Genomic DNA, 15,245 nt, shown 5'->3' on the forward strand with positions numbered 1-15,245 from the left:
TTATCCCCCTATACCCTTGCCACTTCAACCAAATTACTGTGTTGCGGATTACCTTTCGCTAACGGTGACGGGCGTTGAGTCGTCAGGACGTTTAGGCTACCACCATGGTCCACCTTGTTTTCATCAGGCGCGTACCAAGCCCCTTCCCCCATTGCGACAACGCCTGGGATGATGCGTGGAGTCACTTTGGCAGCAATCTGCACTTCCCCTCTATCGTTGTAAATTCGCACCATGTCGCCATCTTTAATATTGCGACGTTTTGCATCAATAGGGTTGATCCACATCTCTTGTAAACAAGCCGCCTTGATCACATCAACGTTACCGTAGGTGGAGTGAACTCGTGATTTATAGTGGAAACCACTCAATTGCAGTGGATATTTTTCGGTGAGCTTATCATCATGGCTTTCAAAGCCTGGGGAATACATTGGGAGTGCTGATATCAAATCACCTTCCGCTAGCGTCCATGTTTTCGCAATATCCGCTAAGCGTGATGAATAGATCTCAATCTTTCCTGACGGGGTATTTAATGGATTACCAATAGGGTCTTCACGGAAAGCTTTGTGCGCCACAAAATGCCCTTGCGGGTCCATTTTTTTATAAATTCCTTGCTGCTGGAATGTCTCAAAATCAGGTAGCTCAGGTAACTTTTGTCGTGAGATTTCATACAAATGGCGTAGCCACTCTTCTTGAGTTCGCCCTTCGGTAAATTTCTCTTCAACGCCCATGCGACGCGCAATTTGTGTACACATTTCATACACTGTTTTACTCTCAAAACGTGGTTCGATGGCTTGGCTAGCGAAAATGACATACCCCATATTACTGGCAGCGCCATCCAAGCAAAAATCCATTTGTTCAGAGGCAGTGCAATCTGGTAGGACTAAATCCGCATATTTCGCTGAGGCGGTCATATGGTTATCAATCACTACTATCATTTCGCATTTTTTATCATCCTGAAGAATGTCATGCGTTTTATTAATATCAGAGTGTTGATTAATTAAGCTGTTGCTGGCGTAGTTCCAAATAAACTTAATCGGAACATCCAGTTTATCTTTACCGCGTACGCCATCATGAGTTGCAGTCATTTCTGGGCCACGCTCTATTGCATCAGTCCATAAAAATACAGAAATGCTTGCTTTGACTGGGTTTTCTAACGTTGGCATCCGCTCAAATGGAATATCATAATTCCCTTCACGAGCCCCTGTATTACCGCCATTGATGCCAACATTACCGGTTAAAATCGGTAACATCGCAATCGCACGTGCGGTTTGTTCACCATTCGAATGACGTTGTGGCCCCCAACCTTGGCTAATATAAGCAGGTTTTGCAGAACCGATTTCACGCGCGAGTTTAATGATTTTATCAGCCGGAATACCGGTAATCTGCGCAGCCCATTGTGGTGTTTTTTCTACGCCATCATCCCCTTGGCCTAAAATATACGCCTTGTAGTGACTGTTTTTTGGGGCATCTGCTGGCAGAGTTTTCTCATCATAACCCACACAATATTGGTCTAAGAAGGGTTGATCAACCATACCTTCAGTGATCAACACATGGGCGATCCCAGCTACTAATGCGGCGTCTGTTCCTGGGCGGATTGGGATCCACTCATCTTCACGCCCTGCTGCTGTATCAGTATAACGCGGGTCGATCACTATCATTCTTGCATTAGAACGCTCACGGGCTTGTTCTAATTGATAAGTAATCCCACCACCGCTCATACGGGTTTCTGCAGGGTTGTTACCGAATAGAACCACCAGCTTTGAGTTTTCGATATCGGAAACGCTATTACCCGCCCCGCTACCATAGGTATACGGCATTGCACAGCTGATTTGTGCCGTACTGTAGGTTCCGTAATGGTTTAAATAGCCGCCCATACAGTTCATCAAACGGGCGATGGGTGAATTCGCTGGCGGCCATGAACGTGCGACTGTGCCACCTAATGTGCCAGTTCCATAGTTCAAATACACCGCTTCATTACCATAATCGGCAATAATTCGTTTTAGATTATCACTGATTAAATCGTAGGCTTCATCCCAACTGATTTGTTTGAATTTACCTTCACCACGCGCCCCAACGCGCAACATTGGGTATTTCAAGCGGTCAGGGTTATAGACACGACGACGCATTGAGCGCCCACGTAAACAGGCTTTAACTTGGTGCTTATTACCGTAAACATCATCACCAGTATTGTCGGTTTCAACATATTTGATTTCACCATCAACCACATGCATACGCAGTGGACAGCGGCTCCCACAGTTAACGGTACATGCACTCCAAACTATTTTTTCTTCAGGTATGGCTGTTTTGGGTGTTATTTCACTGGTTTCAGCAACACTATTAAAAGGTAAACTTAGCGCTCCACTTGCAAGTGCGAGTCCCCCGACGGTACTGGTTTGCATTAGCTTCCTGCGGCTGATCTCCGATTGGAGTACTCCCTCAGATAATGCTTTACTCATATCTGCCTCACTTTACATTGCTTCAGCGTTTTAAAATGGTTTTCTGAAATTTATTTTTATCTTTAATTTACTTATCTACTCTCAATGACCATTCTATCGCTGAGGCTTGGTAGGGCATTTGTGCACGATCAATAATCCAATACAAAGTGTATGGTTTTTATCTATTCATAATCATTAAACAGCATTGAAAATAAAATCATCCCAGTTTTTATCATTAAAAATTAATTTAATTAAAATAAATATAGCGAAGTTATTTCTTTAAATTAGTTGATTTAACTATTTCAAAGTCTTTTTATATACCTATTATTTTCTGCTTAATACATTGTGCCATTCGCTTCTATTGTGCAAATGAACAATCAAATTAACAATTAGCCGTATAATAAACACAGCTATCTTCACATTATTTTAATGGCACTTCCCTACTATTAAGATTACCTCCAACCACAGCCAATCATATATATCACATCATATCTAAATTAATTAGATACATTCCTTCTAATCAATCGGTATTATTAATAGGACTGTAAAAATGAAAATAAACATATTATTAGATTTAAAGAATAATTTAGGGGAAGGCCCTGTTTGGGATACGCAACAGCAACGCTTATATTGGATTGACAGTTTAGATGGTCGCGTATTTTCCTGCACAGAACGTGGAACTGAAATTAAAAGTTGGGATGTTAGGCAAAAAATCGGTTCAATGGCTTTGTGTAAAGATGGAAACTCCGCAGTCGTTGCACTCGAAAAAGGAATTTATCTCCTTGATTTCACTACGGGTGAAACAAACCTTCTACATTCACCGGAAAGTGATAAACCCCATAATCGATTCAATGATGGAAAAGTTGATAGACAAGGACGCTTTGTTGTCGGCTCAATGGATATGCAAGAAGAGACCGCGTCAGGTGCGTTATATCGGCTAGATACGGACTATTCCCTTCATAAAATTGAACAAAATATCATTGTCTCGAATGCGCCTTGCTGGTCGCCTAAAGGCGATATTTTCTATTTCGCCGATACATGGACAGGTGAAATATGGAAATACGATTATGACGGCTCAACAGGCAATATCAGTAACCGCCAAACATTTTGTGCCGTTGACACCTCATCGGGCGGGGCTGCTGATGGTGCGACCGTTGACAGTGAAGGCTATCTTTGGAATGCCCTTGTTTATGCAGGAAAAATCGTTCGGTATAGCCCTTCTGGCGAGATTGACAGAATTATCGAAATGCCTGTTAAGAAAGTCACCAGCGTCGCTTTTGGTGGTGAAAACTTAGATATTTTATATGTCACATCAATGGCAAGACCACCATTACCTCGCTTTCCTGAAGATGGCCAGTTACGCGGAAGTGTCTTCTCTATACATAATCTTGGTGTAACCGGTATTCCTGAAAAACGATTTGGGGGTTAAATAACGTTTAAATCACAAGTGAATATCACGGGTTCTCAAATTATTATACTTATAAAAGAGCTGCAATTATGATTAAAAATAACGCTTCAAATCATAAAATATCATTTAAAAAAATACACCGTTTCTCATGGGTTTCATTATTTGTTTGTTGGCTTATTTGGTTATTAAATGCTTATGATAGAGAAATGATATTAAGGCTAGGCCCTGTTATTTCTCAGGAATTTAATTTAAGCCCTGAAGAGTGGGGGAATATTGTCGCTATTATTATGATAGCCCTCGCTATTTTAGATATACCCGGTTCAGTTCTCAGTGACCGATATGGTTCGGGTTGGAAACGCGCTCGTTTTCAAGTTCCTTTAGTATTAGGTTATACCGCTATTTCATTTATTTCTGGTTTTAAAGCCATTAGCCATAACTTAACCTATTTTATCCTATTACGGTTTGGTGTGAATCTCGGTGCAGGTTGGGGTGAGCCGGTTGGAGTAAGTAATACGGCAGAATGGTGGCCGAAAGAAAAAAGAGGTTTTGCTCTCGGTGTACACCATACTGGATATCCCATCGGGGCTTTATTAAGTGGCGTTGTAGCAAGTTTTATTATTTCTGAATTTGGGGAAGCGAACTGGCGATATAGCTTCTTTATACCACTCGTGGTCGCGCTGCCTATTATGATTTTTTGGGCTAAATATTCAACCGCCGCACGAATTTCAATATTATATGAACATATTGAAAAATCAGGTATGACCAAACCCGCAGAAAGTAGTAGCACCCAAGTACAAAAAGGCCAAGGTGTTAAAATTTTTCTCGCCACATTAAAAAATAGAAATATTGCACTAACAGCAGGGAACACATTATTAACTCAGATTGTTTATATGGGGATCAGCATGGTATTGCCTTCCTATTTATATCATGTCTCTGGGTTATCTTTAGCCGCCTCAGCAGGGCTGAGTATTATTTTCACATTAACAGGCGTGCTCGGGCAAATTATTTGGCCTTGGTTATCCGACATTCTCGGTAGAAAAAGAACCTTAATTATTTGCGGTTTGTGGATGAGTATTGGTATCGCTTTATTTTACTTCGCAACGTCAATGCCAAAAATTATCGCGATACAACTGTTCTTCGGCTTGGTAGCCAATGCCGTTTGGCCAATTTACTACGCCATGGCATCTGATAATGCTAATGACCAATCCATTTCGACTGCAAATGGTATTATCACCACATCTATGTTTATTGGTGGCGCATTATCACCGTTATTAATGGGCTGGTTAATTAATCTTGGGGGCGGCTGGAATAGCTCTTTAGGTTATATTTATACCTTCTTTGCGATGGCAGGCTGCGCACTACTTGGCGTTATATTACAGCTCTTTACTACCCACACATCACTACATGAAAGCCATACATCAGGCGAATAAGTCACCTTAAATAAGGTTGTTTAAACACATAAAAAATCCCCTTAAACGAAAATTAACTAAAACGTTTAAGGGGAAACATAGAAACCAACCTTATCTAGTGACTTTTTTCTTTTAACAGCACTCAAAACTGGCAATTACGCCGTTAACCCACCATCTAAGACCAATGTTTGCCCTGTTAAGTATTGGCTGTTATTACCAATCAAAAATTCAACTAACTCTGCCACTTCTTGAGGTTGCCCTAAGCGACGTAAAGGGATGTTTTGGCACATCGCTTTTAATTTAGCTTCAGGCATTGCACGGGTCATATCACTATCAATAAGCCCCGGAGCAATACAATTCACACGTAATCCAAAACGCCCAACTTCATGAGCCAATGAACGCGTCAACCCCATCATCGCCGATTTACTTGCTGCATAAGCTGTTTGGCCAATATTGCCTTTTAACCCAGTAATTGATGACATCAAGACGATTGAGCCACTCCCCGCCATCAACATGGCAGGTAATAATTTACGGTGCCAATTCATCACGGAAATGACGTTGTTCTCTAGCACATCTCGCCAGATTTCAGCATCTTGATGAATATGTAAGGCATCCCTAGTGATACCTGCATTATGAATAATCGCCGTAGGCGCTCCAAATTGTTCCAATAACGAGCTAGAAAGCGCATCAACTTGTGCTTCATTCTTACCATCACACGGAGATCCTTTCACCCATGTATCTAAATCGGGGTTTTCAAGGTTCGCTTGAGTTTCATTAACACCATCAACGCTACGCCCAGTAAAAACCACATTCCAGTGGCGTCGCAATTCGCTAACCAGTGCAAGTCCAATTCCTCGGCTGCCCCCCGTCACGAGTACCCATTGATTATTTGCCATATTAAGATTTCGACTCCTTATCAATATGTTCACACAACGCTTTCACCGAAATTTCTGGATGTTCTAGGAAAAATTCCGCATCTAAAGCAACATTAAAATCACGTTTAACAAGCACCATCAGTTCAACATAATCTAAGCTATCAAACTCTAACTGGACTAAAGTCATATCCGCATTCAGCTCTTCTGCTTCTAAATCTTTTGCGTCACAGATCATGTCACTAATTTTGGTATAAATTTCTTGGTATTGGCTCATTTGTTTTATCCTTGCATTCTTATTGAGTTATTGAATTAACTTTCAATGTTATTGAATTATTTATTATTTTTTCTTTGTAACGAGCAGCGATACTAATACTCACTAATCGACCGCTCTCACTATCCGCGATCACTAAGGCCGGTAAAATACGTAGATAAATAGGCTCAGGAGAGGTGATAGGAACCCATTTCGTTAGAAGTTCACGGTCAAACACCACCTCTTGATGGGTTTGTACGATAGGATAACGGCAAAAAATATCTTTCAATGTTGAGCCGACCGGCAGCCATTGTGCGATCTCTTGTTGTTCAAATAACGAGCTATCATGAATTAAGTACCAGAACAAAACTGCATCAATAAACTGCCATTCATACATTTCGTTGGAAAACTGAGAGAATATTGACTGCAATTTCACTATCTCTGCGGTCGAAATCATTATTTCATTCGCAATTTCATGTAATACCGGTGGAGGGGTGAGTGACAATTGGCAAGTTAAGCAATTTTGTTGTTCATCAGAAGAGAGTAAAGCCACAGACCCCGCTTTATTTCGTGCAACTAATTGATAATCTTTATCGTTCCACAGGGGATTGCGCAGCCGCACAACACATTTGATAAACTCAGGGGCGGTAACCTCTTTTGAAGCCAATAATGGGTGATTTAATGATTCACTTGCGAATTGTTTCACATCGAGTAGTGCACGCATGCCATGCACACTCAGTTGATCTCCACCCTTTGCTTTGACCCATTCAAGATCGAAATGAATAGGGTTATCATCACCAGAAAATGAGGCCCACTGTTTTGCATCCTCAAGGGTATAGCGTAAAGTCCTCATGACGCTTTCTCTAAAATCAGTGCCGCATTTGCCCCACCGAAACCAAAACTCAGATTTAGTGCACGCTTAACGTCACCAATGCGGTGCTCATTAGGGATATAATCGAGGTCACATTGCGGGTCCGATTGATGTAAGTTCGCGGTTGCGGGCATCACGCCATGCGCCATCGCTTGCAAGCAAATAATGGTTTCAAAGCTACCAGCAGCGGCGATTAAATGTCCGGTATAGGATTTCGTACTGGATATTGGGACTTGGTAAGCTGCCGCACCTAATGCCTTTTTCAATGATTCTGTTTCATTTAAGTCATTAAGAGCCGTTGAGGTTCCATGAGCATTGATATAATCGAGAGATTCAGGAGCGGCTCCCGCTTGTTGTAAAGCCATTTCAATGGTTTTCACTCGGGCAACACAATCTTCTGCTGGTGAGGTAAAATCAAAGGCATCAGAAAAATTCGCATACCCTGTAATCTCGCCCAAAATGGTGGCGCCACGAGAAATAGCGCTCTCACGCTCTTCTAAGCACAACACGGCCGCACCTTCAGAAAGGACAAAACCACTGCGATCTGCGCTAAATGGACAACTGGCACGAGTCGGGTCTTCCGCTTCACGTGTTAAAGCACCAAGAACATCGATATTCCATACAGCACAATCTGTCCGCAAGGACTCCCCTGCACCAGCGAGCATCATATCGGCTCGTCCATGACGAATCGCTTCAAAAGCATCACCAATCGCAATAGTGCCAGTCGCACAAGCCGCGATGGTGGTATTTTGATACCCACGCAGGTTCCAAAACTGGCTGCACGCCGCCGTTGTCACATTTGGCATTGCATAAAAACAGTTGAAAGGCGAGGTCATCCCTGTCGCTTCAAATTCACTTACTGACATATAACTTTCATCAAGCCCTGCCCATCCCGTTCCCATAATGACACCGCACATCAGTGGGTCATAAAAATCAGTTAATGGCGTGCCTGCGAAGGCCATATCCATGGCTTCTCGCGCTGCCCCCAAGGCTAAACGCGTATGGCGTGGTAAACGACGACGAATAGCCGCAGGAACCCCTTTTAAGCTGGGTTCATTATCAATAAGCCCTAAAAAATGACTGTGGATATTTTGCGCAGTTTTATCAACGTAACGATAACCGAGCTTTTTATCCATAATCGCTTGCCAACATGCTGAAGCCGTATCCCCCAAAGGAGTGACAGCCCCATAGCCTGTGACAACAACGCGTTTAAAGTGAGATTTTTGGTTCATAATGGGTTGTCCTCCTGTCGAGCGCTACCGCCACCTTGTGCTAGCCAAAGTTGTAGCGTTGCATAAAGATAATCGTATTGATTTTGCGCTAATGAGTTCTCAATAGTTAAAAGGTCATCTTGCGCATTAAGCAGTGTTTGATAATCGACAGCACCTGCTCGGTAACGGCTGCTGGTTAGTTTTAGCCGCTGCTGGCTAAGTGATAATGACTGTTGCAATTGCTGACGAATTTCATCCGCAGCAAAACGGGCCTCCATCGCATTATCGACTTCTGACAAGGCGGTATAAGCCGCGCTACGAAATGCCACTGCAGCTTGTTGCACTTGTAAATCGGATTGTTCAATGGTCAATTTCACTGTGTTCCACTGAATAAATGGCAAAGAAATCGAACCCCCAACAACACGTGTTGGGTCACTAAACCATTGAGAAAACAGCTGGCTACCCGCATTAAGCGCACCTTGCAAAGACAGTGTCGGGTAGAAGCTCAATTTAGCAGCGTCAGAATCAGCAAGCGCGGAACGTAGACGTGACTCGGCAGCTTGAATATCCGGACGCTGTGCTAATACGGCCAATGGTGTTGCGTTAAGAATTTCAATCCGTTGATTTCGATTAAGTGCGCTAAGCTCACGCACATGCTGCTCCGCAGGGCGGTTTAACAATAGCGCTAATGCATTACGGGAACTGTCACGTTCTTTAATGAGTCGTCGCAATTCATTTTTTCGACTAATCACCGTTTGCTGTGATTGTAAGAAATCCAGCTGGCTAACTTTTCCTGCCAAATACCATGACTTAATTTGCTGCTGACTTTTTTCTGCAATCTTTTGGCTCGCTATCAGGTTATCAACCTGTTGATTTAACAGTGCAATATTCCAATATAATTGCGCCGTCGTATTAATAACCACCAATGCTGTTGCATGGTAATCCTGTTCGGTTGCTATAGCTTCCCACTCATTCTTTTCACGAATACGTGCCAATTTTCCCCATAAATCAATTTCATAATTTAAGGTTAGATTTGAGCTATAACTCTCTTGGGGGGAGGTTCCATGGCGTATAGATTTTGTATTACTTGCTGAGCCCCCAAGGGAGAAATCTGGGGTTATATTGGTATTTGCTAACCCAGCAGTACTTCGCGCAAGCTTTAATTTAATTGCCGCTGTGGCTAAATCATTATTATTTTCTAATACCTGATTGATCAGTTGGGATAGCTGAGGATCTTTAAACTTATCCCACCAATTTCCAGCAACATTCCCCCCCTGCACTGACGTAATCACGTCATTCGCACCAGATTGGCGTATTTTATCATCCCACTTCTGAGGCAATGTGAGTTCAGGGCGTTGGTATTCGGTACGCGTAAAACTGCCGCAGCCATTAAGCAAAAATAAAGCAGAAATAATATAAAGTGATTTGATATTCATTCGCGTGCCAATGCCTCCGTTGGGTTGAGTTTGGCAGCTCGGCGAGCAGGAAAATAACCAAAAACCAAACCAATTAAAGCTGAGAAACCGCACGCTAATAAAACAGGGAACAGAGTAAACACCATCGTAAATTCAGTGGTGAAATAAGAGAAAATCCACCCCGTTAACCATGAACCGACAATACCAATTAACCCGCCAAGCGAGCAAATCATCACGGCTTCTATCAGAAATTGGTTCATAATATCTTGAGGACGCGCACCGACGGAAAGGCGGATCCCGATTTCATGAGTTCGTTCCGTTACAGAAACCAACATGATATTCATCACCCCAACCCCCCCAACCAATAAAGAAATCGCGGCAATCGAAGTGATCAGTAATGACATCGAATCGGATGTTTTTTGTAATGCATTGGCGAGCTGGTCATCCGACTGAATAAAAAAGTCCTTTTTACCATGTTCGCGTAGTAACAAACGCTCAACCTGTAATTCAGCTTGTTGAGAGGTTAAGCTTTCAGGGAAGCGCAATGAAATAAACTCAATGGGTTTGTCCCCGACCACACGTTGCTGCAACGATGAGTATGGTACCCACCCCATAACAAAGCCGCTCGACATTTTGGGCCCCGGTTTACGGGCAATACCAATAATTCGCCATGGTGAATGGCCAATCTGCACAATTTGCCCTAACGGTTCTTCTTCTGGCTGAAAAAGTACTTCTCGGCTTCCTTCATCCAATACAATAACGGGCTCGCTGTCAGCCATATCGAGCGTACTGAATAAACTGCCATGTAAAAGCTGAAACCCTTGTGCCGCAAAATACTCTTCTGAAACACCATTAAGCATGATGGAGTTATCCAAGCCTTTATTAACGACCATCGTCATGCTACTCGCGACGGGGGAAACAGACTCAATCCATGGCAGTTGCTTTAAACTTTTAACATCATTTAACGATAACGCACGCTCCATATCAGGCCGCTTAGCCCCCCACCCAGTACCGGGGCGAATTTCCAGAGTCGTGCTGCCGAGCTTCCCGATTTCATCCATGATGGAGCGTCTTGCTCCTTCCCCCACGGCCATTGATGACACCACCGAAGAAATACCAATGATAATTCCCAACATCGACAGAAATGCACGCATGCGATGACCGAGTAAGGCCCGCCATGCCATACGAATGGACTCAATAATATTGCGCCACATCGATGCACGGCCATTATCTTCAACAGCAGGAAGCTGATGCCGCTGTTTTGTGTCTGTCTGCGCTTGGTTCTGCTTATCAGAAACAATTTTTCCATCACTAATTTCAATAATTCGCTGAGTTTGCTGGGCGATATTTTTATCGTGGGTCACAATCACAACAGTGTGCCCATCGAGATGAAGCTGATGTAAAATATCCATCAATGCGTGGCCACTGGCACTATCTAATGCCCCTGTAGGTTCATCCGCAAGAATGATTTGTGCACCATTGACCAAGGCGCGACAGACACTAACACGCTGCTGTTGCCCACCAGATAACTGATAAGGTTTGTGATCCAAGCGTGTTTGTAACCCTAACTTTTCTGCTAATAAAGCAACTCGTGCGCTCCGCTCATCTTCTGGCATTGCCGTATACAAAGCTGGGATCGCAATATTTTCCTCTGCAGTCAGGTAGGGCATCAGGTGATAACGTTGAAAAATAAATCCAAGATATTGGCTACGCAATTCCGCCAGCTGGTCACTGTTCACCTCATGAACCGCAATCCCATTGATAAACACTTCTCCTTGAGAAGGTTTATCTAAACAACCAATGATGTTCATCAGAGTCGATTTACCTGAACCTGATGCGCCAATAATCGCGACCATTTCTCCTTGGTTAATTGATAGCGAAATATCATTCAAAACAGGAATAGTTTGCGTACCGGCTGAAAACTCACGGTAAACATGATGAAGTTCAATCAGAGGACGGGTTAAAGATACATTTCGTGTCGTCGCCATCATTAACTCGCCACATTATCTGATTGAATAACAACGTGTTCACCCTCGCTAATCCCCTCAAGTACTTCGACGAAATGGCGATCATTAATCCCCACTTTGATAGTGCGAATTTCCGGTTTTTGATTGTTGATCACGGTCACTTCATATTGGTTTGCACCCACCGCTCGCCCCAGCGCACTAACGGGGAGTCGTATGGCATCTTTTGCTTGTGCAACACGAATAAATACTTGCGCTGTCATTGATGTCTTTAATGCACGATCGGTGTTATCAACCTCAAATGTTCCGTTGTAATAAATTGCACTGTTCTGTTGCCCCCCAGAATTATTGTTATTTTCATCAAGAGCTTCGGGAGGAATGGGTTGAACATACCCCATGGTACTTTCGTAGTGCGTTTCAGGGTCCGCAATCACATAGAATGTGAGGGGTTGGCTTGGGCGAATTTTTTGAATATCCGCTTCCGAAATTCGTGTCTGAACCTGCATTTTATCTAGGTTCGCCAGCACTAAAATGGTCGGTGCTGTCTGTGAAGAAACGATGGTTTGCCCTTCGTTCGCCACAATACCCAGTACTTCGCCACTAATCGGCGCGATGATCCGTGTAAAATTGAGGTTAGCTTGTGCAGTTTGCACGTCCATTTCTGATTGCGTGATTAACGCCTCATTGACATTAACCTGCTGTAATTGCGCCTCATATTGGGCTTGTGCTTGTTCATATTCACTGCGAATACCAGAGCCATCTCGTTGCATCACCACCTGACGCCGATAGGCTTTGATATACTGTATTAATGTCGCTTCTGCAGCCCGTTTTTGCGCCTGAGCACTGGATAACCGAGCGGTTGCATTTTTGAGCTCAGACTGCTGGATAGTTGGGTCGATTTCTGCCAACAATTCCCCTTTAACTACTTTGTCGCCTTGTTTTACATACAGTTTTTTGATTTGCCCGTTAACCTGAGCCCCTACGTTAACTTGCATTGAGGGCTTTAATGTCCCCGTGACCATGACAACTTTTTCAATATCGCCACGTTCCACCGATAAAATTACGTTTTCATGCAACGCTGGCGCGGGTGATTCCCAAACAAAACGGCCGATCACCACAATCAGCACAAGTAGTGCTACCAACCCACCTAAAATGCGTAATCGTTGAGTCGTTAAACCCAATTTTGGTGCTACGTGGCGAGAGGTCATAAGGAAGTTCCTTCCATTGCCGCTAACAAAGAAGGTTCAGATTGAGGCATGCCTGTTGCCACACAAGGGGCTTTATTGGGGTTGTTCTCAAGACTTAATTTCCCATCTACGATTCGGTAAAGTGCATCGAAATTAGCCGCCAGCTCTTCACTGTGAGTGACAACAATCAATGTTTTACCCGTTTTCTGGCAATGTGACTGAATGGTCGCCATGACTATTTTCGCCGTTTCTTCATCCAAATTGGCAGTGGGCTCATCCAATAACAAAATAGGACGGGCACTGTATAACGAACGAGCCAATAACAAACGTTGACGTTGCCCAAGCGACAGCGCCGCATGGCTTTCTCTTATCAACGCATTAACCCCACCAGGTAATTGATTAATCACTGCACCGAGTGCCAATTTATCAAGCAGCACTTCGACTCTTTTTTTATCTTTTTCGCGGAAGTTAGGGTCAAATAGCGTGATGTTATCTAAGACGGTCGCATTAAATAAAATATCTTCTTGGCTTTGCAAGCAAACCAATTGCGTAAGCTGCTGCACACTGACGGCCTCACCGTTGGACTCGCATATTCCTTGCTGTGGGCTGAATAAACCCGCAATTGTCCGTAATAACGTGCTTTTTCCTGCCCCTGACTCCCCAACAATGGCAACCTGCGTGCCTGAAGGTAAGTCTAATGACACATTATTTAAAATCGGTTTCGCAGGGTCATAACTGAAATGAATCCCGTTGAATGATAAGTGAGGTGCTTTTCCTAGCGCTGCGGCGTGTTTTTCATGGAATGGCGCGGTGTCCTGCTCACTTTTCTTAGGGAATAAAGAATGGGCGCGTGTATCAATAATATGCAGTTGCGACTTATGGATAATCGCATAAAAAATACGCGTCACATAATTGGTGAAAATTTGACGCAAGAAACTATAAGCAAAGAAATCCCCCAAAGAAATTAACTCATTGGCCACCATGGGTAAAACCACTAACATAAAAATGACCATCTCCAAACTACCGGTTAATTGATAGATGCCATCTTTAATTTGTTGATACACATTTCTGCGCTGCATACAGGTAAACAATTCACGGCTTAACCATGCAAATTGCGCCTTACGCTGATTTTCAATCCCTGCTGTTTTTATGGTCAGAATGCCTTGCAGCGTCTCCATAAAAAAGTCATTTAATTCTGCTGATTTTAACTGTAACTGTTGGGTATACCACCGATCACGAATTATCGCCCATACACTAATTAAGCCCATCACAGTGACACCCGCAGCTGAAATAGCCGCTAATACGGGCGCAATCCAAAACATGGTACCTAATGCTATCGCACAAATAACCCAATCTGTTCGTAGCCCGTTATCCAGCTCAATTTTTTCAGTTAAGGCCCCCTGCCAAGCGACAAAACGGCTAAAAACATCCCCAGGTGCGCGTTTTTCAAAAAAGCGCAATGGATTACTCAATAAACGTGAAAAACCCACCCCGCTTTTAATCAACACAAAGTGTTTTACGAAACGCTCGCTTAGTATTCTCACCCCGAGTGCTAATAGTGTTGCAACCACAAAGGCAACAATGAACCAGCCGTAAGGAAAAATGGCATTTTTAGCGTCGGAAAAGGCTTGGTTGATCGCATTGCTCACCATGGCTGGCATTAAAAATAGCGTTAACGAAACCAAAAAAGCGAATATCATCAACCAATAAACACCGCGAATTTCTGAGGTTTCTTTCAGGCTCATTGCATGAGGAGCTTTTTTCCCTGTAGTCCCATCATTTCTGTCTTCTGGTGCTAATGATTCAATTTTTTCCAGCGCGGTATCTGGTTCTAAAATTAATGCATAGCCGCTAATTTCCGCTTTTAATGCAGAGAAAGGTAACCACTGCTGCCCAATTGCAGGGTTCATCACGCACACGTTATTTCCTTTGCGATAAGCAAGCAGCACAAAATGGCTTGCTCCGTAATGTAAAATAGCGGGAAGTGGTAAGCTATTGAGCTCTTGGTGCTCAAATAGCACCGGTGTCGTCGCAACACCGTAATTAGCTAAAATGGACGAAAGGTCAATCAAAGAAGTTCCATGATCCGATGCTGGATACACCTCTCGCAGCGTTTCAAGAGAAACATTGAGACCTTGAGTTTGTGCTAACATCGCAATACATGCTAAGCCACATTCATTGGTTTCTTCTTGAGAAACAAAATTTGGAATAATATTTTTCATT

Annotated in this window: 11 protein-coding genes; 2 read left to right on the forward strand and 9 right to left on the reverse strand. The window is 43.3% G+C overall.

The features are described from left to right. Nucleotides 1–8: 8 nt before the first annotated feature. Nucleotides 9–2,453, reverse strand: coding sequence for a DMSO/selenate family reductase complex A subunit (locus tag PSE60_RS02435; RefSeq protein WP_272664477.1), 2,445 nt, complete (start codon nt 2,451–2,453; stop codon nt 9–11). Between the two features lie 529 nt (nt 2,454–2,982). On the opposite strand from PSE60_RS02435, the gene PSE60_RS02440 reads away from it, so the two are divergent. Then, on the forward strand, nt 2,983–3,861 hold the full coding sequence (locus tag PSE60_RS02440) for an SMP-30/gluconolactonase/LRE family protein (protein WP_272664478.1): 879 nt from the start codon (nt 2,983–2,985) through the stop codon (nt 3,859–3,861). A 68-nt stretch (nt 3,862–3,929) separates the two neighbouring features. After that, nucleotides 3,930–5,270 carry an MFS transporter gene (locus tag PSE60_RS02445; protein WP_210837179.1) on the forward strand — a complete coding sequence of 447 codons (1,341 nt, stop codon included), beginning with the start codon at nt 3,930–3,932 and terminating at the stop codon, nt 5,268–5,270. Between the two features lie 134 nt (nt 5,271–5,404). Here the strand turns inward: PSE60_RS02445 and PSE60_RS02450 are convergent, their stop codons facing one another. From PSE60_RS02450 to PSE60_RS02485, 8 genes are read right to left on the reverse strand one after another with little or no spacing between them, the layout of a single operon-like run. After that, nucleotides 5,405–6,145: an SDR family NAD(P)-dependent oxidoreductase gene (locus PSE60_RS02450; protein ID WP_272664480.1), complete on the reverse strand. Its 741-nt coding sequence runs from the start codon at nt 6,143–6,145 to the stop codon at nt 5,405–5,407. A gap of 1 nt (nt 6,146) precedes the next feature. Beyond that, entirely contained in the window at nt 6,147–6,398 is a 252-nt protein-coding gene (locus PSE60_RS02455; RefSeq protein ID WP_210837181.1) for an acyl carrier protein, read from the reverse strand. Between the two features lie 19 nt (nt 6,399–6,417). Further along, nucleotides 6,418–7,227 carry a MaoC family dehydratase gene (locus PSE60_RS02460; protein WP_272664481.1) on the reverse strand — a complete coding sequence of 270 codons (810 nt, stop codon included), beginning with the start codon at nt 7,225–7,227 and terminating at the stop codon, nt 6,418–6,420. Beyond that, entirely contained in the window at nt 7,224–8,477 is a 1,254-nt protein-coding gene (locus PSE60_RS02465; protein WP_272664482.1) for a beta-ketoacyl-[acyl-carrier-protein] synthase family protein, read from the reverse strand. Before PSE60_RS02465 ends, PSE60_RS02460 begins: the two co-directional genes overlap by 4 nt. Then, nucleotides 8,474–9,886 (reverse strand): efflux transporter outer membrane subunit, encoded by a 1,413-nt coding sequence (locus PSE60_RS02470; RefSeq protein WP_272664564.1) that lies wholly within the window; start codon nt 9,884–9,886, stop codon nt 8,474–8,476. Before PSE60_RS02470 ends, PSE60_RS02465 begins: the two co-directional genes overlap by 4 nt. Before the next feature lie 2 nt (nt 9,887–9,888). Continuing rightward, entirely contained in the window at nt 9,889–11,862 is a 1,974-nt protein-coding gene (locus PSE60_RS02475; RefSeq protein ID WP_272664483.1) for an ABC transporter permease, read from the reverse strand. Continuing rightward, on the reverse strand, nt 11,862–13,043 hold the full coding sequence (locus PSE60_RS02480; RefSeq protein ID WP_272664484.1) for an efflux RND transporter periplasmic adaptor subunit: 1,182 nt from the start codon (nt 13,041–13,043) through the stop codon (nt 11,862–11,864). Before PSE60_RS02480 ends, PSE60_RS02475 begins: the two co-directional genes overlap by 1 nt. Beyond that, entirely contained in the window at nt 13,040–15,244 is a 2,205-nt protein-coding gene (locus PSE60_RS02485) for a peptidase domain-containing ABC transporter (protein ID WP_272664485.1), read from the reverse strand. Before PSE60_RS02485 ends, PSE60_RS02480 begins: the two co-directional genes overlap by 4 nt. Nucleotide 15,245: the final 1 nt, after the last annotated feature.

Source organism: Providencia sp. PROV174, assembly GCF_028480685.1.
Classification (GTDB): Bacteria; Pseudomonadota; Gammaproteobacteria; order Enterobacterales; family Enterobacteriaceae; genus Providencia; species Providencia rettgeri.